Origin of the sequence: Leptolyngbya sp. NK1-12, from assembly GCF_032598965.1 — a bacterium.
Lineage (GTDB): Bacteria > Cyanobacteriota > Cyanobacteriia > Elainellales > Elainellaceae > Elainella.
Genome location: NZ_CP053586.1, coordinates 6,445,886 through 6,463,922 on the forward strand (window position 1 = coordinate 6,445,886; position 18,037 = coordinate 6,463,922).

Genomic DNA, 18,037 nt, shown 5'->3' on the forward strand with positions numbered 1-18,037 from the left:
CAACTGCTGATAAAGTACGGACATCCACCTCCCCAAACCCACCTTCCATCCGGTACACCTAGGATAGACCGATGATCAGTTGCGGACAGGTTAGAGTAGGAAAAGGCTGCTGAAGCAGTTTTAATCACGAACATGCAGAGGGAGTGGGGATGAGTGGTTGGCGAGACCGCCTGAATCGGATGGGAGGCAGAACCCGGTTTGCCGTCTGCCGGATTTTTGTGCATCTGGCTGGGGATGAGGTTGCTCCACTGCTGGGTGTGCTGAACCGGGCGGCGCTTGATGCTATTGATGCGGAAGGCGATATGCAGGTGCTGGCAGAAGGATTAGTCGAAATCTGCGAAGGTCTGTTGCAGTATGACCTGTATTGGCAGTCGGCAGCTAACGAAGGCGATGTGTTTTGGGATGAGGGCGAGGCGGGCGACTATGTGACAGAATTGTTTACCGATTCGGCCCATCGCTATGGCGTGGCAGAGGCTACCGCGCTCGACGAAAATGATCCCCTTGCGTTGCCGGTAACGCAAAATCTGGTGGTGATCCTGACGGTGGCCTATGAAGGCGAAGTGCCGGCCCTAGAAACCGATCTTGCCAACATTAGCGCTCTCAAGGCAGGATTAAAAGCGTTAATCAACCTCCGTTATGACAACAAATTACGCGCCATTCAATGGCACTATTCTCCGGCTCAGCTGGGAGATGTGCTGACTTCAGAACAGTTGATTTTGAACTTTCCGGAATTGATTCCGCTCTAGTCCACCGTTACTGAAATCTGTCTTATTCAGCCTAGTATGTTCAAACAAATGATTCGCAAGTTTTTAATCCTCTCTATGGTGGCTGGTCTGTCGCTGACCACCTTTGCCTGTGCCGGCGAATCCTCCAATTACTCGATGGAGAATTCTACCCAGGTAGAAGAGCCAATTGCTTCGGCTGTGACTACGCCAATTAGCGATGGTACCTATCCGGTGCAGCAGGCCAGCTACGACGACGGCACGGGGGAATACACCCTGATGTTACTCAATACGAAACCGGGAGAATCTTCGATATACCGGGTAGCTAATCTCCAGATGGCTCGTCTCACCGATGACCAAGTTGCGGCTGGCGAGAAAACCCATCTGAAGGTGGAAAACAGCCAGCCGGTGATGTACCTAACCGAAGATTTCCGCATCGAGTATGTCCATAATGTGACCGAAACCCAGGTCAACCCACAGACCGGACAGCAGGAAACCGTAATTGTGCGGCGCGAGTCCAACTTCTGGGCACCGTTTGCTGGCGCATTGGCGGGTCAGGCGATTGGTAGTCTGCTGTTTACGCCCCACTACTACATTCCGCCGGTGTATCAACCCGGTGGCGTGATCACGGGCTACGGTGGCTATGGCAGAAGCTACAACGACGCTGTCAGCAGCTATCGCGCTAAATATAATGCGCCTCCGGCAGAGGTGAGAAATCGTCAGACCTTCCGCACGACTGGCCAAATTCGCCGCTCACCTACAGGTTCTACCGCTACCAAATCACCGCGAGTCAATCAGGGCAATCGCTCGACTGGCTCTGGCGTGGGTGGTACCGATCTACGTCGTTCCAACAGTCCAAAACCGAGCAAGGTAAGAACCCCTAGCTTCGGTAGCGGCGGTGCTCGACCCAGAATCGGTGGTCGGCGTAGACGGTAGGTTTAGGCGACTGTATGCAGTTTGATCTCAGCCGAATAATTCACTAGATAGGATTGGGGTAGGTTCTAAGCCTACCCCTTCTGTGTTTTTGGGTTTATTCCGGTTAACCCAATAATTTAGTCTTAAACTAAACTTAAAAAAACAAGCTTAAACAATATACATGGGAAGGCGAATCGTAAATTTGCTGCCTTGCCCAACCTGAGATTGGACCCTGATCGAACCGCGATGGGCCTCTACAATCCGACGAGACAGATATAGTCCTAAACCGCTGCCCGCCCGCTTATGATCCCCTTGGCGAAACCGCTCAAACAAACCAGCCTGATCCTCTGGCGGAATACCAGACCCTGTATCTTCAACCTCTAACCGCAGCCAATTCGGGGACTGATCGCCATCCACTTCATCCGATGTGCCGCCGAATAGTCGAATCGTAATCGAGCCAGTATCGGTAAACTTGATCGCATTGCCGACTAGATTCGTCAAAACTCGACGCAATTCTAAGCGGTCTCCTAATACCACTGTATTGAGCGCACTGGTTTCGCTTACTGGGGGAACTTCGACCTGAAGGCTGAGATTTTGTGCCTGCACTAGCGGCTCCAGTTCTTGGACAACCTCTTGCACCACTTCGCGCAGATCTACCGGGCTAAAGGTCAGGGTTTTGCTGCCGGCATCGTGACGGTACACCTCCAAGAGAGTGTTTACCATTTGCAGCAGGTTTTTGTTGCTGCGGATCATGACCTCAAAGGCTTCCGTCATCTCCGAGGTGACAGGACCAAAAGCTTCCTGCAAGAACAAATTCAGCATGCGATCTGCCGCAACTAAAGGTGTGCGCAGATCATGAGTCAACCGCGAGACAAAATCTTCGCGCTGCCGCGACATTTGCTGTTGTTCATCAATACTATGCTTGAGGCGGAGTAGGGAACGGACCCGCGCCAACAGCTCGTCCATATCGACAGGTTTGCGGATAAAATCATCAGCTCCGGCATCCAGTCCTTCGACAACACTCGACTGTTGGTGAGCCGTGATCAGCAAAATTGGAATGAAACCCAAACGCGCTTGGTTGGCCCGGACCCGCCGAGTCACCTCATAGCCATCCATGCCGGGCATCATTACATCCAGCAAAATTAAATCGGGCGGATTTTTTTCAATCTGAGCTAGGGCAGACTGACCATTCTCGGCCAGAGTAATCTCATAGCCTTTGTCATCCAAAATGGTTTGAATCAAAAATAAATTATCAGGGGAATCATCAACTGCCAGGATGCGATCAATCCTAGAAGATTGGGAGCGAGACATGTTTAATACTTAAAGCAAAGGGACATCAGAATTTATACTGAGGCTAAATCAAAGGTGCCAGAACCAATAGAGATTTAGAACTGTTTTCAAGTTTTCTTAAGGATTATGTCTATCTTAATCATTAGGTTTGCATTTCTAATCTGTCCCAGGAAGTAGCCTTTGGTATTAATACTTATTAGTACTAATGCTTCAGTTAGTACTAATGCTTCAGGCCGGATTATGCTTTCGGTTTTTCAACTCCTAGGGCTGGCTATTTTTAATCACGGCAGCGTGTTCGGATGAGACTGCGGCTAGTTTTTGTGAGACTTCTGGATTGTAAAGACGCAAGTAGTTCCAATAGTTACCAAGCACCGATTCCACATAGCCCCTGGTTTCGGGGAACGGAATTTCTTCAACAAAGCGGTCGGGATCCTCTAGGCCGTATTTCTTGATCCAATCGGCTACGCTACCGGGTCCAGCATTGTAGCTTGCCACGGCCAGCATCGAGTTATTGGTGTATTCGCGATGGGTGTAGTCGAGATACCAGGTACCGAGATTAATGTTGTCAACCGGATTCGTTAAGCTGTAATTCTGTAGGCCAATCTGTTTGGCAACCCAGTCTCCGGTCTCTGGCATCACCTGCATCAATCCTAAAGCTCCTGCCGAAGACTCAATTTCAGGTTCAAAGCGCGATTCTTGCCGAATTAGGGCAATTACCAGCATGGGGTTGAGTTGCCGCTGCTGTGCCCATTGCTCAATTGTCTCCATGTAGGGAAAGGGATAGAGCGCCTGCCAGTAGCCGATCTGCTGCTTCAAGGCTTTGTATTCGGCTTGCTCTTCCGGCGTTTCCCGCCAGGCTAGGCTAGAGAGCATGAAAATCCCATTCAGATGATCGTCCATACTCAATCGCAGCAACCCGTCAGTGAACTGTTCTGCCACCGTGGGTTTGAGCCGATTGGTAAACTCAACCTGCCAAAGCGTCCAAGCATCCCGGTCCTGCCCCAACCGATAGAGTTCTTGCAGGGCCTCGGAGCCGGCCGGTAAGGTGACGCGCTGCCCAACTTTGGTGACTTGCGGTATCTTCTGGCGCAGAGTAGAAAAATCGCCCACATCCCAACCCAGCAGGGCAGCAGACCTCCAGGCATAGTACGAATCGGGGTAACGGCTCAGCGTATGTTGAAAGAATTCCTGAGCTTGAGTCTGCTGATTCAGTTGAGTTGCCCACTTTCCTGCCCAAAAGGCCGCCATTGGAGCCAGTTCGTCATCTGGGTTCTGTTCGACGATTTGCTTCGCCCAGGCCCAAGCTCCGTTCAGGTCGCCCTGCTGCTGCAACAGCTCGGCCTGCTCCCAGCGAATTTTGGCCGCTGCTTCCGAGTTGCCGTACTTCTCCAGCACGGATTGCCGTATTTGCAGTGCTAACTGCGGGCTGTTTTGTTTTTGCAGAATTTTGGATTTAGCTAGCAGCGCCTCGGCGGCCTGCTCAGGAAATCGTTCAATTGCCTGATCGAGCAGACTGATGGCTTCTTCCGGTTTATCGGCCAAGTCGGCCAATCGCAATAGCGCCATTCCGGTTTCTTTCTCGTTGGGAAACGCTTGGATCAGCGCTCGATACCCTTGTTCCGCATCCTGATAGCGCTCTCCTAACTGTGCTCCGCGAGCGGCCCGGTAGAGGTTCAAGGCGGAAGGAGGCGCTTTGGCATAGGCATCGCCCGCACTGCCGTAGTAGGCATTTTCCCAAAAGGCAAAGGCAATCGCTTCCCAATCTTCGGGTTTGAGCTGGTCGGCATAGTCTTTTTTAAGCCGATTTAACACCGGGATGATGCCATCGAGATGAATGCCGTGGCGAGCTAACAGCAGCAAAAGCTGGGGCTGTTTCGAGTCTTTTTCTAACCGCGCCTGCACAATTTCCAGCGAACGCGGGTGGGCGGGAAATTTTTCCAACGCCTGATCCCAGTATTTGCTGTCCTTCCGCCCTAGCTGGAACAGGGCTTCGGCTGTCGCTGGGTCGTCGGGATGTTGTTTAATTAGCGCTTTCCAAGTCTTCTCAGCCTCGGTAGCGTCACCGGTAGCTGCTTGGGCCTGGGCGCGTTTGGCCAGAATTTGTGCCTCTAGGACTGGATAGCTTTTTTCCAGGCCATCCAGCAAAGGTAAGGCTTGACCACCACGATCTTGAGCAATTAAGTCAGTAGCCAGCAAATAGCGTGCTCGGTGACGGTCAATGGACTTAGAACCTTTGGCAGTTTCAGCCAAAATCTCAGCCCGTTCTTTAGCAGGTAAATCCACATAGGCCAGCACCGAAGAAGATTCGTTCTCGCCCGCCTCGATCTGGCTAGCCCGGTCTGGTGCCGACCAAGGCCCAGGCAGCTTGCTCAACAAACTACCCACGGAGAGCACCGAAACCATCGCGCCTACTGCTAGCACTGAGAGAAAAATCGGCTTGCGTTTCACCATAGCGCTGCTCGAATTACGACGGATGGATTTGGCTGATCTGCCGGACTTGGCTGATCTGGCTGATCTGGTTGATCTGCCTGCTCGCTCGGCAGAGGGGTCATGAGCCGCAGAGGAGGAAGCTGAACGGGCTGGCTTACTCGAACCTGACCGAAAGACTTTCTTCAGGGGCATAGATGCTAGACCATTGGGAAAGGTTCCAGCTACGCATGATAGCCTCTCCTGTTGGATTTGATCCGTAAATTGCTCAGCAATTGCTCAGCAAATCTATAGGCTAGGCGAGATTGATTTAAGCAATACTTAGAGTAGAAAGATATTGGTGGCGTGAATCACATGGATGTGCGAGGCATAGAAACACCACTGCTAGCGTGGTCAGGCGATTGTCTGGTGATTGGTTTGTTCGAGAACGGAGTTGAGCTAACGGGTGATTTGGCCGAACTGGATCAGAAACTGGCTGGCACCCTGACAGAGCTGATTGCCGAAGCCGAATTCAAAGGCAAAGAAGGCAGTAGCGCGGTGGCCCGGGTTGGATCTGGCAGCTCCATCCGCAAAGTAGCCGTGGTGGGACTGGGTCAGGCCAATGCTTTGAGCCTCGATACGCTACGGCGAGCAGTGGCAGTGGCAGTGCGTTTAGCCAAGAAAGAGCGCTGCAAAACCCTGGGTCTCAGTCTGCCAGTCTATCAAGATGCGGCAGCCACAGCCCAAACCCTGACGGAAGGCATCGAGCTGACGCTGCATCAAGACACCCGCTTTAAGTCAGACAACGAAGACAAGGGTAGCAAGCTGGAGCAAATCGATCTGCTGGGGGTAGGTGATCAAACCGAGGCAATTACCCGTGCCCGTCAGATTTGCCTGGGCGTTATCCTGGCCCGGGAATTGGTCTCTGCCCCAGCCAACATTGTGACACCGCTGACGATGGCAGACACCGCTGAAGCAATTGCCCGCGAGTATGGTCTAGAGCTGGAAATTCTGGAAAAAGAAGACTGCGAGAAGCGAGGCATGGGAGCCTTTTTGGGCGTGGCCCAAGCTTCGGACCTGCCGCCCAAGTTTATCCACCTCACTTACAAACCCGCCGGAACTGCTCGCAAAAAAGTGGCGATCATCGGCAAAGGACTCACCTTTGATAGCGGTGGCCTCAACATTAAGGGGGCAGGCAGTGGCATTGAAATGATGAAGACCGACATGGGCGGAGCTGCCGCCACGCTGGGAGCTGCCAAAGCCATCGGCCTACTCAAACCCGATGTGGAAGTCCACTTTATCAGCGCCGTAACCGAGAATATGATCAGCGGTCGGGCGATGCATCCGGGCGATATCCTCACCGCCTCGAATGGTAAAACCATTGAGGTTAACAACACCGATGCGGAAGGCCGCCTCACTTTGGCGGATGCTTTAGTCTTTACTGAGCAGCTCGGCGTCGATGCAATCGTCGATCTAGCGACGCTGACGGGAGCCTGCGTCGTCGCTCTGGGTGATGACATTGCCGGCCTCTGGACTGCTGACGACAATTTGGCCAATCAAATTACCGCTGCTGCTGCCGCCGCCGGTGAAAAAATCTGGCGCATGCCAATGGAAGACAAATACTTCGAGGGACTCAAGTCGGTGGTAGCCGATATGAAAAATACTGGCCCCCGCGCCGGGGGAGCGATTACCGCCGCCCTGTTCCTGAAGCAGTTTGTCAAAGAAACGCCTTGGGCGCACCTGGATATCGCTGGACCCGTTTGGACCGATAAGGAAAACGGCTACAACAACCCAGGTGGAACTGGATATCCGGTGCGCACACTAGTGAACTGGGTGCTCAGCTAGCTCTTTGCTAATCCTTGAGCGGATCATGGCCCCAATTCATCAGAGAATAGCGCCAACGTGTGTGGGTTACGTCTCCGTCGGGTTGCTGAGCCGAGTGACGATGGACGTAGCTCACAACTTTGCGCATGTGGGCAATATCCTCTTCGGTGTAGTTGGATTTGCGCTTGTGCAAAATCTCCACGATTCGCTGTCCCGACTGGTGACCAATCGATTCACCGCCGTCGGACTTTTGGCCCACTGATTTGGATGCTTCGGTCTCTAGCCACGCCTCTAGCTGTTTGGGCGTCATATTGACGGCAGCCTTGAAGTCCTGCACCACCGCCTGGGTTTCCTGGGTTTCGCTCGTCATCTAGTCCTCGACCTTTTTCAGGGATTCGGGTTTATGGGCGGCTTCACTGCCGGTTTTGTCGCTTTTGACCAAGTATTCTGGATTGTCCTTGGAGGCCGCCACATGGTGGCCTTTGATTTCGGTCGGTTGGGTGAGCTTTTTCTCGACGGTGCCTTCAACCTTACCTTGAGAACTCTTCCACTCGACTTTGTCGCCTTTTTTGAATTTGTCGGTCATGCTTGCCTCGCTATTGCCTTGAACCAATTGGTAAACTTATGCAATACCATTTCCCTTTGATTGAGCTACAGATCACCCAGCTCAACAAGCTACATCGTGCAGGTTCCATAACTCAAAACTCAAAACTCAAAACTAAGAACTGGATATAAATCACCGTAAAAGCTGGGTTGAGTCATCACCTCTATCCAACGAGGGGGTTTGTTAACTAGCCTCCGATCTCCCTACTCCAGGTAGAAGCCTGGTCAAAAGCACGATCGCTAAGCTGCAAAAAAATGTTTAGCGCCGTATCTTCCTATGACTTCTCAACCTGCTGCGATCTCTCGCAAAGAAATTCTGCGCGGTGTTTTAGCCGTTGCGATTATCATCGTCGGTATCACCCACTTTACCCATCCTGATCAATACGCTCGCATCGTGCCGCCCCAACTTCCGGCTCCGGTTGCTCTGGTTTACATTAGCGGTGTGTTTGAAATTCTGTTCGGCATTGGTCTGACGATTCCTTTCCTGAGTGTGGCTGCTGCTTGGGGTTTGATTACCCTATTCATCGCTGTTTTTCCAGCCAATATCAACCAGGCGATCAACAGCATTCCAATCGACGGTATTCCTCACCATCCACTGCTGTATTGGTTCAGACTGCCCTTTCAAGCGGTGTTGATTGCTTGGGCTTGGTGGTATACCCGCGACCCAGAAACTCAGGCTGGTGCTGCCCAAGTAGCCGCTAAACTCGAATCGGAAGTGAATCGGTGAGCAAGTAAGTTTGACAAGCAAAAAAGTCCTCCTATACTTAGGAGGACAGAACCAATCATTGCAAAACTTTCGTAAAATCTAGGGCCTACCCTTGGGGCCATAGCCAATTACGGCTACTTTATGACGGTAAATTAACTCGGCGCCATACCACCCTGTTACACCTAGTGCCCCAGCCACGATTAAGGAAAGGACAATCCCGAATGGCAAAATAGGTCCAGCCTGATCGCCCCACCGCAATGCCAGATTGATCACCGACAGGCCCAGCGCGGCAACATTGCCCACCATATGAATCCAACCGGCACTATGCTGACGCACTCGGTCAATTCTGAGGAAATCCATCATGCCGGTAATAGCGGCAATAATTCCAGTGACAATTCCAGCACCAATTAGCCAGAAAGAAGCTCTGGCCCAGAATAAGTCACCTGTTATCCAGTAGACCAAGTCAGTGAGGAGGGGAGCTGTCAAAAATGCAATTGGAAACGTGACCAACAGCGGATGAAGTGGATGTCCAATAATAGCTACGGTGCTGGGGACACCGCTATCCCGATATTCCTGTTCATCGCTTTCAATGAAGGGTGGAATGTTTGGTGTTTGTGTCATAGTGTTTCCTCATAGAATCACGGTATGAGTTGAAGCAATTTTCCTCTATCTTTTGGCAGAGTTTCTACCTACATCTACCCTTTTTGATAGAAGACAACTTAACGAAATGATTTGATACTTCGCTTCCTAATTGCATCAGTAATTATCTATATATCACCATTTACAAAAGAAGTTTCGCTGCAGCAGCGTTTTTCTACCTAAAGGTATAGTTAGTTGCCTGCTGTGGGCAAAAAAGTTGCTGAACTGCCTTTGCTATTTTCCATATCGTTCTTATCCATAGCAGGTAGAACGCCTGCCATACAGTGAACGACAGCTGGCGAATAACAAGCTAATCACAGTTTAATGAAAATCAACGTGAATCAATCTCTCCTGTCAATTATTAATCATGCGTTTCTATGGTTATCAAAACTCATCTAATCCTTTAGTTACTAACTGCAATTCATCAATTCCCTCAGTTGACAGAGGTTGATAAAAACTTGATTTCCTAAGATTTCAATAGAGCACATAAAACAAACGATTTTGCAGGTGCGTTATGACCACGAATTCAATGGATCAAAACCAGCGAGTTACTAAACAGCCGATGTCGCCTGAGGAAGTTGATCCTCGGCAAAAAGCAGAGCAAAAGAAAGAACTAGAAAAGAAAGGAAATCAGCTCACGATCAACCCTGGTGATCGAATTGATGAATCAAAATCGCTGCAAGAAAAAGCGCAACAGGTTGCGGTAGACGCCCCCGATATCACCGGCGAACATATCGTGGTACCTACGTATTTCGTCTTCAACATGCCGGATGGCTCCCAAAAAGCGCTGCACCATGTCAAGGACGCAGATGAAATTTCCGATATGATTCGTTTGGCACGCCTTGATGAAAATGGCAATCGCGTTTGGTGGTAAGTATAGTTCACTTGATGAAGAGAAAGAATAGAATAATCTGATGAACATCCTCTGGCAAACTAGGGGATGTTTGTTTATATAGGTTGACGACCCAATTAATACACTCAGAACTTATGCAACTCAGCAATTTCTGCCCCCCTAGCCCCCAAATCTGGCGGGAAACAGATTGGAAGTCCCCCAGAATTGGGAGACTTAGGGGGCAAATGCGTAAGTCCTGACACTGCTCAATTCTGAGGGATTGTGGTATCAGGGATATGTTTCAATCCCCATGTTATTAATGCTTTTAGTACAGGGCGCAAGCTTTTTCCTTGTTCTGTTAATTCATAGTTCATTCGACGCGGATGATTGCTATAGGGTTGTTTTGTGATCAAGCCCATCTCTTCGAGCAGCTTCAAACGATTCGCTAGGATGTTGGTCGAAATTCCTTCAGGAGATTCTAAAAACTCTTCAAATCGCTGTTTGCCAAAAAACATCATGTCTCGAATCACGAGCAGCGTCCAGCGGTCGCCAATCAAATCCAGCGAACAGGCAATTGGGCAGGATGAACGGTGCAGCTGAGCCATTGACTAAACGGAAATTTCGACTTACTTGCATTTTACAAGCAAACTTAGGTATATTAACTTGCAGATTGCAACTTAAAAGTTAATAAGCCATGCTCCAAGATACACCCATCGCCAGAACCGGATCGAACTTTGCCGTAGCGGACATCGGGCCATTCGCTGAACTGCGACGGTTTACCTTTGAAACCCCAGAAGCCCCACTCAAGCTAGAAGGCAAGCTATTTCTCAAACAAATTCTCAATCTTACAGGTTCTGAAATTTCATTTAATAACCTGCCTCCCGCTTCATCCCTGCTTTTCTACCACAAGCACCGCCTGAATGAGGAGATTTATATTTTTGTGCGAGGAAACGGTCAGTTTCAGGTTGATGATTGCGTGTTTCCTGTCAATGAAGGAACGGTCGTGCGAGTAGACCCGGCAGGGGAACGCTGTATGCGCAATACCTCAGATGCGGAAGATCTGTGCTGGATTGTGATTCAATCACGGGCAGGCTCTTACCCAGACCATACGATTCAAGACGGTTTTGGGGTTCAAAAGCGCGTCAGTTGGGTGGGCAAATGCCAGGTTTAATCTGAAGCGAGCGAGGAGTCAGATTGATTGGGTTAGTTGTAGGTTAATTGTAAGTTAGTTGTATAAGACTGCATAAAACGATAAAGCCGTATTGCCGTAGATTTTTTGTCGCTGCAAGTTCAGATTTCCTACCATCTCAGGCATAGAACGAGCCGGACTGTGCTCAGCCGCTAGCTCGCCATCGTCGGCTAAAAGCTGATAGCGGGCAATGGCCTCTAGCACTGGCTCATACAAATTACCAGCATAGGGCGGGTCAAAATAGATGCGGTCGAACTGTTGTCCGGCCAGCGTGGGCAGTTTCTGAACCAGATTGCCACGAATTAGCTGCACTGTTTGATCGGGTTTAGCGATTTGCTGCCAGTTCTGTTGAATCACCCGACAAGCTTTCGCCGATTGCTCGATTCCCACCACCAGAGCTGCTCCACGGCTCAACGCTTCGGCAGCCATTGCCCCAGTGCCAGTACAGAGATCCAGCCAGCGACAGCCTGGAATTGTGCCTTGCCAGATGTTGAACAACGCTTCGCGCACCCGTGCCGGTGTCGGTCGGGTATCTAACCCCGGCAGGGTTTTGAGCGCACGATTGCCGTGGATGCGGAGACTCAAGTGGTTACTCCCAAGTTCAAGCGATTTGGTGGCCTAGTCAAGCCATCCAGGGTTGGGATTTATCGACTGCCGACCAGTTCTTTCTGTCTGACAAAGGCAACAAAATTCGACAGAATTTGTAAGCCTGCTGTGGAGGATTTCTCCGGGTGGAATTGGGTTGCCATCAAATTGTCGCGAGTAATGGCGGCGGTCACAGTTTGAGTACCATGGGTGATGACGGCAGCATTAACGCTCGGATCGGTGGGGTCGGCGTAATAGGAATGCACAAAATACACCCAGGGATTAGCTGGAAGCTGCTGCCAAAGGGGGCTAGCCTGGGTTAGTTGCAATTGGTTCCAACCCATGTGGGGGATTGTCAGTCCAGGTTCGGGACGAAAGCGGCGCACGATGCCAGGAATCACGCCCAACCCTGCTTCTTGACCTTCTTCGCTGCCTTCAAACAGAATTTGCAGCCCCAGACAAATGCCCAGGAACGGTTTGCCGCTAGCAACGATGTCGCGAATCGGCTGAATCAAACCCCGTGAGCGCAAATGCTGAATCGCCGGGTCAAAGGCTCCGACTCCCGGCAGTACAACGGCATCGGCTCGTTCCAACTGCTTGAAATCATCGGTGACATGGGTGGTGGCTCCCGCATTCTCCAGCCCTTTACAGGCTGAGTGCAGGTTGCCCATATCGTAATCAATCACAGCAATCACCGTCATTTCCACTCTCCTGAGGCAGGGGACCATTCCATGATAAAGCTTCACCTAGAACCGAACTTTATAAAGCTGAAACAGCTCGCCCGGTTGTTGCTTCACAATTTGTGCTCCTGCAGACTGGATCGTCTTTTTCCAAGCGGCAGCCGATTCTAAAAACACTTCTGCCCCCAAGTAGGTTTCCAGAATCGCCCAGTTTTCGGCTAGCTCAGCATCAGGATTGAGGGCATCGAAGACAAAGAATCCATCTGGCTTCAGGACACGCCGCACGGCAGTCAGCACGTCCTGCCAATAGGCAATCGGATAGTAACAGCTAAATCCAGTCGCAAATATCAGGTCGAACTGAGCGGGTTCGTACTTTAGCTCATGGGCTGGGGCTAGCTGTACACCCTTGAACAATTTGGAATTGAGCTGGGAGCCTCTGGCGTTCAGCAGGTCACGCGCCACAACGCTGATGTCTTGCCCATAAAAAAAGGACTCCCATTCGCTCCAGGGGTAGATCAGAAAACTCACCCCGCAGCCCAGGTCAAGGCACTTCTGGTGTTTCTTCGGTTTCGCGATTTCCCAAAAGGGCGAGGTCAAGCGACTCGTCAGCAAGCCCGCCGACCATTCCTGATAAACTGGCATTGCTTGCACCTCGTCCGGCACCTCAAAGGCCTCCCGCCGGTATTCTTTATTAAACCGGAGCGCCACGGTCTCCAGATAGGGCTGCCAGCTTGGTGAATGGCTGCTTAAAAAGGTGGAAAGGTCTTGGGATTGGGAGGAATCGCCTCGCTTTTGGGCCATGGCTTAAAGGTTTGAGTTGAAGGGGCAATTGAAGCAGTTTTGAGTTTTGAGTTGGAGAGGATAGTTGAAGCAGTTTTGAGTTTTGTAGCCTGTTTCTATACGAACCTAGAAAGCTCACAGACTTATCGAGAGTCCTCAAGTAAACAGACTTCCAACCTGAGTTCAACCGATCTGCAAAACCACCCTAACTCAAAACTCAAAACTCAAAACTCAAAACTTTTGAACCTACCCACCCTAACTCAAAACTCAAAACTCAAAACTCAAAACTCAAAACTTTTGAACCTACCCCTTCAGCGCTCGCTGGAAATTTTGCCGATAGGAGCGATTTACCATCAAAACCGGCCACAGCAAGGCTAAGTAGGGACGACCATTAGAAAAATTGGTGCGGTGAAAGCCAGTCCAGAACTTCCACACGCCGCCGAGGTAAACAATGACTACCACCAAAAGAAGCAAGTTGCCCATGAAGGTTTATCTCCTAAATCGTTATCCTGGGGATATTGAATCAGCTTGATGCTTGAGTCCATTTTCTAGTTAAGTAACCAGACATAAACTTTTGCAAACTCTGGCTGACTCAGAAGTTAAAGCTTTTCTTCAAGTGTAGAGTAGCCCACCGAAGTCCTGCTACAAGTCAAAGTATGGTCGGTACAGGTAGCTTCATGAGCTGGATGGTCAAACCGAGTCGTAAATGCCATAGATTTCACCCCATTTTTTAGCCGCTGAGCGTTTCGAGAGTGCAATTAACCTGTGCAATCAACCGTTTACAAACCGCTTCGTAATAATTATTCATTATTTTCCAAGCTGAATACTTCCTGGGGGAAGCACGGCAAAATTGGCTTCCATAGGAGACTGGAGCTGGAGCTAGAGCGATAAAAACGCGATTGGTAGATTAGAGAAGGGTCAATCAGAAGGAGGAATTATGAGAGCAGTGCTGATGGCGGGTGGATCAGGGACACGTCTACGGCCCCTAACCTGTGACTTACCGAAACCGATGGTGCCCATCTTAAATCGCCCCATCGCTCAGCACATCGTGAATTTGCTCAAGCGGCATCGCATCACCGAAATTATTGCCACGCTGCACTATTTGCCCGACATCATGCGGGACTACTTCCAGGACGGCAGCGATTTTGGTGTGCAGATGACCTATGCCGTAGAAGAAGATCAGCCGCTGGGCACCGCAGGCTGTGTCAAGAATGTGGCCGAACTATTGGACGATACCTTTTTAGTAATCAGCGGTGACTGCATCACTGACTTTGACCTGAGTGCGGCGATTCGGTTTCACAAAGAACGTCAGGCTAAGGCCACGATCATTCTGGCTAGTGTCCCCAACCCGATTGAGTTTGGCGTGGTGATTACTGACGAGCAACAGCGAATCAAGCGATTTTTAGAAAAGCCCTCTAGTAGCGAGATCTTTTCCGATACGGTCAATACCGGTACCTACATCCTGGAACCCGATGTGCTGGACTATCTGCCCGCCGATCAGGAGGCTGATTTCTCCAAAGATCTGTTTCCGCTGCTGTTGGAAAAAGGCGACCCGATCTATGGCTATGTGGCGCAGGGCTATTGGTGCGATGTTGGTCATCTGGACGCCTACCGAGAAGCGCAGTACGCAGCTCTGTATCAACGAGTCAAGCTAGAGTTTGACTATATTGAACGGTCACCAGGGTTATGGGTGGGGCAGAATACCTACATTGACTCTTCGGCTCGCATCGAAACACCAGCTCTGATTGGCAACAACTGCCGGATTGGCGCGAGGGCACAGATTGCCTCTGGTACGGTGATCGGCGATAACGTCCAAATTGGTGCTGACGCAGACCTGAAACGTCCAATTATCTGGAATGGGGTATTGGTCGGGGAGGAAGCCCATCTGCGGGCCTGTGTAGCAGCGAGGGGAACTCGCGTCGATCGGCGCGCGCATGTGTTGGAAGGCGCGATTGTTGGCTCACTGACCACGGTGGGTGAAGAAGCGCAAATTAGCCCAAATGTGCGGGTTTGGCCCAGCAAAAAGATCGAACCGGGGGCCATCCTGAATATGAACCTGATCTGGGGACAGGCGGCCCACCGGAATTTATTCGGTCTGCGCGGCGTTTCCGGGTTAGCGAATGTAGATATTACGCCGGAGTTTGCGGTCCGGTTAGGCTCGGCCTTTGGGTCCACGCTGAAGCCGGGTTCCTATGTAGCGGTTTCGCGGGACCAGCGGCCGATTTCGCGTATGGTGTCTCGTTCATTGATTGCGGGTTTGATGTCGGTGGGGATTAATGTCAAAAATTTGGAAGCAACGGCGATTCCAGTGGCCCGCTCGGCAGCTCCCACCTTAGCCGTGGCCAGTGGCATCCATGTGCGGGTACATCCGGAACGCCCGGATCATATTCTGATTGAATTTTTTGACCACAAGGGCATCAACCTTAGCAAAGGACGGGAAAAGAAAATTGAAGGCGCTTACTTCAAAGAAGACTTCCGTCGTGCCCAAATCCAAGAAATCGGCAATGTTTCCACGGTTTCTCAAGCCACCGAAATCTATAGCGCCAGCTTCGAGCGGCACCTGAATGGCGAGGTGATTCGCAGCAGCAACTCCAAAGTAGTAATCGACTATGTCTATGCCGTGTCTGGGGCAGTATTGCCGCAGATTCTGGGTAAATTTGGCTGTGATGCAGTAGTGTTGAATGCCAGCCTTAGCCAAATGGTGCCGTCGGTGGCGGATCGGGAGGCGTTGTTGAGCCAGTTGGGGCATGTGGTAGAGGCGCTCAAAGCCAATCTGGGTGTGCAGGTGGCCGCTAACGGCGAGCAATTTATTTTAGTCGATGAGTCGGGCAACCCGATTCGGGCCGAAATGTTAACCGCCTTGATGGTGCATATGATTCTCACCGATCACCCGCGTGGAACGGTGGTGGTGCCCGTGAATGCCTCTAGCATCGTCGAGCAAATCGCCCGCCGCCATGATGGCAAAGTAATTCGCACCAAAGCCAATCCAACCGCGCTGATGGAAGCCTGCCATGCCAATGCCAACGTGGTGCTGGGGGGCAGCGGTGAAATGGGCTTTATTTTTCCCCAACTCCATCCTGGGTTTGATGCCATGTTTTGTATCGCCAAGCTGATTGAATTACTGTCAATGCAGCAACGCGACTCCTATACCAACAGTCCCCGCACGCTGGGTCAAATCCGGGCTGAGCTACCGCGAGTCTCCCACCGCAGTCTTACGGTCCGCTGTCCTTGGGCGGTAAAAGGGTCGCTGATGCGCCATTTAGTCGAAACCCATCCTGCCGAAGATCTGGATCTCACCGATGGTGTGAAGATTTTTAATGCCAGCCACGATAGCTGGATTCTGGTGCTGCCGGATGCGGGTGAACCGCTGGTGCACCTCTATGCTGATAGCCAAAATCGCGGTTGGGTCGATGAAACGCTGCGGGAGTACCGGGCCTACGTGCAGGAATTTGTTGATCGAGACCATGAGTCAGACGACATGTCCGAAGAAACCGAGTGAGCAATCGGCAGAGTGATCGTAAACACAGTACCTGCTCCGGCAACCGATTCACACTGCAACGAGCCGCCGTGGGTTTCGGCAATAATCTGCTGGCTAATCGAGAGTCCTAACCCGGTGCCTTTGCCGACTGCTTTAGTCGTGAACGAACGCTCAAAAATGCGAGAGCGAACTTCATCTGACATGCCAATGCCATTGTCTTGAATTTGAATGCTTACATGCTGTTGATCAGGGGCGACTTGGGTCGTGATGGCGATTTGGTTAGGAATAGCTTCGCGCTCCTGAGGCGAACGGCGGAGATTGGCTTCTTCTAAGGCATCGATAGCATTCGCCAGAATATTCATGAATACCTGATTCAACTGCCCCAAATAGCATTCAATTTTAGGTAGATCGCCATAATTTTTGATTACCTGAATGCTGGCGCGCGATTCGGTGGCTTTTAGGCGATGCCCCAAAATCATCAAGGTGCTGTCTAGCCCTGTGTGGATATCGGCAGACACTTTAGTATCAGTATCAGTCCGGGAAAAGGTGCGGAGAGAATTGCTGAGTGCCCGCAGTCGGTTGGCTCCTAGCTGCATCGAGGTCAATAGCTTGGTTAAATCTTCCAGCACAAAGTCTAGGTCTACGGCAGCCAACTCGGCAGCCACTTCCGGCACTGGCTGGGGATAATGCTGTTGGTAAAGCTGTAGAATCCGGGTTAAATCGGCTACATAGTCTTGAGCCGGCTCGATGTTGCTGGCAATGAAGTTAACCGGATTGTTAATTTCGTGGGCAACGCCAGTGACCAATTCGCCCAAGACCGATAGCTTTTCCTGTTGCACTAACCGCACTTGCGCCATCTCTAGGGCTGCCGTGCGTTCTTGCACTCGCTCTTCTAGGGCTTGAGTCAATTGCTGTAGAGCGGTGTTGCTGGCTTCTAGTAGCGCACTTTTTTCTTCCAGCATTTTGGTGAGGCGACGCAACTGTAAATGTACCTGCACCCGTGCCACCACTTCTTGCGCCTCGAAGGGCTTGATGATGTAATCTACGGCTCCTAGCGACAGCCCTTTCACCTTACTGTCAAGGTCAGCTAGGGCGGTGGTAAAAATGACCGGAATAGATTGAGTGGCAGCATTGGCCTTGAGCTGTTGGCAAACCTCAAACCCGTTCATTCCGGGCATTTCTACATCAAGCAGAATCAAATCCGGCGGCTCATAGTGCGCTTTGGCGATGGCGCTTTCACCATCGATGGCCACTCGCACCTGCCAGCCAGCATGTTTCAAGGTCTGGCTCAGAGTCGCAAGGTTGATTGGGTTATCGTCTACGGCTAGAATCAGGCTGGACGGGGAAATGGACATAGCTGGCTAAAAATGCTGACTAAACAAGGGGAT

Annotated in this window: 18 protein-coding genes; 7 read left to right on the forward strand and 11 right to left on the reverse strand. The window is 51.0% G+C overall.

What is annotated here, in order from left to right:
- The first annotated feature begins 149 nt into the window (after positions 1-149).
- A complete protein-coding gene (locus HJG54_RS27695; protein ID WP_316432470.1) occupies positions 150-746 on the forward strand; it encodes a DUF1517 domain-containing protein in 597 nt (198 codons plus the stop codon).
- A 36-nt stretch (positions 747-782) separates the two neighbouring features.
- Positions 783-1,658, forward strand: coding sequence for a hypothetical protein (locus tag HJG54_RS27700; protein ID WP_036000294.1), 876 nt, complete (start codon positions 783-785; stop codon positions 1,656-1,658).
- Positions 1,659-1,805: 147 nt separating this feature from the next.
- Here the strand turns inward: HJG54_RS27700 and HJG54_RS27705 are convergent, their stop codons facing one another.
- Both HJG54_RS27705 and HJG54_RS27710 read right to left on the reverse strand, forming a co-directional pair.
- Positions 1,806-2,948, reverse strand: a complete 1,143-nt coding sequence (locus tag HJG54_RS27705; RefSeq protein WP_316432472.1) for a hybrid sensor histidine kinase/response regulator — start codon at positions 2,946-2,948, stop codon at positions 1,806-1,808.
- A gap of 240 nt (positions 2,949-3,188) precedes the next feature.
- On the reverse strand, positions 3,189-5,378 hold the full coding sequence (locus HJG54_RS27710) for a transglycosylase SLT domain-containing protein (protein ID WP_316432473.1): 2,190 nt from the start codon (positions 5,376-5,378) through the stop codon (positions 3,189-3,191).
- Between the two features lie 330 nt (positions 5,379-5,708).
- Here HJG54_RS27710 and HJG54_RS27715 point away from each other — a divergent pair, with 330 nt between their 5' ends.
- Positions 5,709-7,178 (forward strand): leucyl aminopeptidase, encoded by a 1,470-nt coding sequence (locus HJG54_RS27715; RefSeq protein WP_316435674.1) that lies wholly within the window; start codon positions 5,709-5,711, stop codon positions 7,176-7,178.
- 7 nt (positions 7,179-7,185) lie between these two features.
- Here the strand turns inward: HJG54_RS27715 and HJG54_RS27720 are convergent, their stop codons facing one another.
- Together HJG54_RS27720 and HJG54_RS27725 are read right to left on the reverse strand one after the other, a co-directional pair.
- Positions 7,186-7,527 carry a DUF3140 domain-containing protein gene (locus HJG54_RS27720; RefSeq protein WP_316432474.1) on the reverse strand — a complete coding sequence of 114 codons (342 nt, stop codon included), beginning with the start codon at positions 7,525-7,527 and terminating at the stop codon, positions 7,186-7,188.
- A complete protein-coding gene (locus tag HJG54_RS27725) occupies positions 7,528-7,743 on the reverse strand; it encodes a DUF2945 domain-containing protein (protein WP_316432475.1) in 216 nt (71 codons plus the stop codon).
- Between the two features lie 294 nt (positions 7,744-8,037).
- Here HJG54_RS27725 and HJG54_RS27730 point away from each other — a divergent pair, with 294 nt between their 5' ends.
- On the forward strand, positions 8,038-8,487 hold the full coding sequence (locus HJG54_RS27730) for a DoxX family membrane protein (protein WP_316432476.1): 450 nt from the start codon (positions 8,038-8,040) through the stop codon (positions 8,485-8,487).
- A 78-nt stretch (positions 8,488-8,565) separates the two neighbouring features.
- On the opposite strand, the gene HJG54_RS27735 is transcribed toward HJG54_RS27730, so the two are convergent.
- The gene (locus HJG54_RS27735; RefSeq protein WP_036000277.1) at positions 8,566-9,087 is read right to left on the reverse strand and encodes a DUF2231 domain-containing protein; all 522 of its coding nucleotides are present in this window, start codon (positions 9,085-9,087) and stop codon (positions 8,566-8,568) included.
- 532 nt (positions 9,088-9,619) lie between these two features.
- On the opposite strand from HJG54_RS27735, the gene HJG54_RS27740 reads away from it, so the two are divergent.
- Entirely contained in the window at positions 9,620-9,979 is a 360-nt protein-coding gene (locus HJG54_RS27740; protein ID WP_036000274.1) for a hypothetical protein, read from the forward strand.
- A 224-nt stretch (positions 9,980-10,203) separates the two neighbouring features.
- Here the strand turns inward: HJG54_RS27740 and HJG54_RS27745 are convergent, their stop codons facing one another.
- Entirely contained in the window at positions 10,204-10,542 is a 339-nt protein-coding gene (locus HJG54_RS27745) for a winged helix-turn-helix transcriptional regulator (protein WP_036000271.1), read from the reverse strand.
- 89 nt (positions 10,543-10,631) lie between these two features.
- On the opposite strand from HJG54_RS27745, the gene HJG54_RS27750 reads away from it, so the two are divergent.
- On the forward strand, positions 10,632-11,108 hold the full coding sequence (locus HJG54_RS27750; RefSeq protein WP_316432477.1) for a cupin domain-containing protein: 477 nt from the start codon (positions 10,632-10,634) through the stop codon (positions 11,106-11,108).
- A 54-nt stretch (positions 11,109-11,162) separates the two neighbouring features.
- Here the strand turns inward: HJG54_RS27750 and rsmD are convergent, their stop codons facing one another.
- The 4 genes from rsmD to HJG54_RS27770 all read right to left on the reverse strand — a co-directional run bounded on the left by rsmD (position 11,163) and on the right by HJG54_RS27770 (position 13,654).
- Positions 11,163-11,711 (reverse strand): 16S rRNA (guanine(966)-N(2))-methyltransferase RsmD, encoded by a 549-nt coding sequence (gene rsmD, locus HJG54_RS27755; RefSeq protein ID WP_316432478.1) that lies wholly within the window; start codon positions 11,709-11,711, stop codon positions 11,163-11,165.
- Between the two features lie 59 nt (positions 11,712-11,770).
- Positions 11,771-12,412 (reverse strand): imidazole glycerol phosphate synthase subunit HisH, encoded by a 642-nt coding sequence (hisH, locus tag HJG54_RS27760; protein ID WP_316432479.1) that lies wholly within the window; start codon positions 12,410-12,412, stop codon positions 11,771-11,773.
- Positions 12,413-12,457: 45 nt separating this feature from the next.
- On the reverse strand, positions 12,458-13,192 hold the full coding sequence (locus tag HJG54_RS27765) for a class I SAM-dependent methyltransferase (RefSeq protein WP_316432480.1): 735 nt from the start codon (positions 13,190-13,192) through the stop codon (positions 12,458-12,460).
- Between the two features lie 282 nt (positions 13,193-13,474).
- A complete protein-coding gene (locus HJG54_RS27770) occupies positions 13,475-13,654 on the reverse strand; it encodes a hypothetical protein (RefSeq protein WP_036000259.1) in 180 nt (59 codons plus the stop codon).
- Positions 13,655-14,108: 454 nt separating this feature from the next.
- Here HJG54_RS27770 and HJG54_RS27775 point away from each other — a divergent pair, with 454 nt between their 5' ends.
- On the forward strand, positions 14,109-16,670 hold the full coding sequence (locus HJG54_RS27775) for a mannose-1-phosphate guanyltransferase (RefSeq protein ID WP_036000255.1): 2,562 nt from the start codon (positions 14,109-14,111) through the stop codon (positions 16,668-16,670).
- Here HJG54_RS27775 and HJG54_RS27780 read toward each other — a convergent pair.
- The gene (locus HJG54_RS27780) at positions 16,607-18,004 is read right to left on the reverse strand and encodes a hybrid sensor histidine kinase/response regulator (protein ID WP_316432481.1); all 1,398 of its coding nucleotides are present in this window, start codon (positions 18,002-18,004) and stop codon (positions 16,607-16,609) included. The two genes, HJG54_RS27775 and HJG54_RS27780, sit on opposite strands and share 64 nt — an antisense overlap.
- Positions 18,005-18,037: the final 33 nt, after the last annotated feature.

Excerpts from the sequence above, each read along its gene's own strand:
- HJG54_RS27700 (WP_036000294.1), top strand. The coding sequence starts at position 783 with ATGTTCAAACAAATGATTCGCAAGTTTTTAATCCTCTCTATGGTGGCT.
- HJG54_RS27770 (WP_036000259.1), bottom strand. The coding sequence starts at position 13,654 with ATGGGCAACTTGCTTCTTTTGGTGGTAGTCATTGTTTACCTCGGCGGC.
- HJG54_RS27780 (WP_316432481.1), bottom strand. The coding sequence starts at position 18,004 with ATGTCCATTTCCCCGTCCAGCCTGATTCTAGCCGTAGACGATAACCCA.
- HJG54_RS27705 (WP_316432472.1), bottom strand. The coding sequence starts at position 2,948 with ATGTCTCGCTCCCAATCTTCTAGGATTGATCGCATCCTGGCAGTTGAT.
- HJG54_RS27720 (WP_316432474.1), bottom strand. The coding sequence starts at position 7,527 with ATGACGAGCGAAACCCAGGAAACCCAGGCGGTGGTGCAGGACTTCAAG.
- HJG54_RS27695 (WP_316432470.1), top strand. The coding sequence starts at position 150 with ATGAGTGGTTGGCGAGACCGCCTGAATCGGATGGGAGGCAGAACCCGG.
- HJG54_RS27725 (WP_316432475.1), bottom strand. The coding sequence starts at position 7,743 with ATGACCGACAAATTCAAAAAAGGCGACAAAGTCGAGTGGAAGAGTTCT.
- HJG54_RS27735 (WP_036000277.1), bottom strand. The coding sequence starts at position 9,087 with ATGACACAAACACCAAACATTCCACCCTTCATTGAAAGCGATGAACAG.
- HJG54_RS27765 (WP_316432480.1), bottom strand. The coding sequence starts at position 13,192 with ATGGCCCAAAAGCGAGGCGATTCCTCCCAATCCCAAGACCTTTCCACC.
- HJG54_RS27710 (WP_316432473.1), bottom strand. The coding sequence starts at position 5,378 with ATGGTGAAACGCAAGCCGATTTTTCTCTCAGTGCTAGCAGTAGGCGCG.
- HJG54_RS27740 (WP_036000274.1), top strand. The coding sequence starts at position 9,620 with ATGACCACGAATTCAATGGATCAAAACCAGCGAGTTACTAAACAGCCG.
- HJG54_RS27775 (WP_036000255.1), top strand. The coding sequence starts at position 14,109 with ATGAGAGCAGTGCTGATGGCGGGTGGATCAGGGACACGTCTACGGCCC.
- hisH (WP_316432479.1), bottom strand. The coding sequence starts at position 12,412 with ATGACGGTGATTGCTGTGATTGATTACGATATGGGCAACCTGCACTCA.
- HJG54_RS27715 (WP_316435674.1), top strand. The coding sequence starts at position 5,709 with ATGGATGTGCGAGGCATAGAAACACCACTGCTAGCGTGGTCAGGCGAT.
- HJG54_RS27730 (WP_316432476.1), top strand. The coding sequence starts at position 8,038 with ATGACTTCTCAACCTGCTGCGATCTCTCGCAAAGAAATTCTGCGCGGT.
- HJG54_RS27745 (WP_036000271.1), bottom strand. The coding sequence starts at position 10,542 with ATGGCTCAGCTGCACCGTTCATCCTGCCCAATTGCCTGTTCGCTGGAT.
- HJG54_RS27750 (WP_316432477.1), top strand. The coding sequence starts at position 10,632 with ATGCTCCAAGATACACCCATCGCCAGAACCGGATCGAACTTTGCCGTA.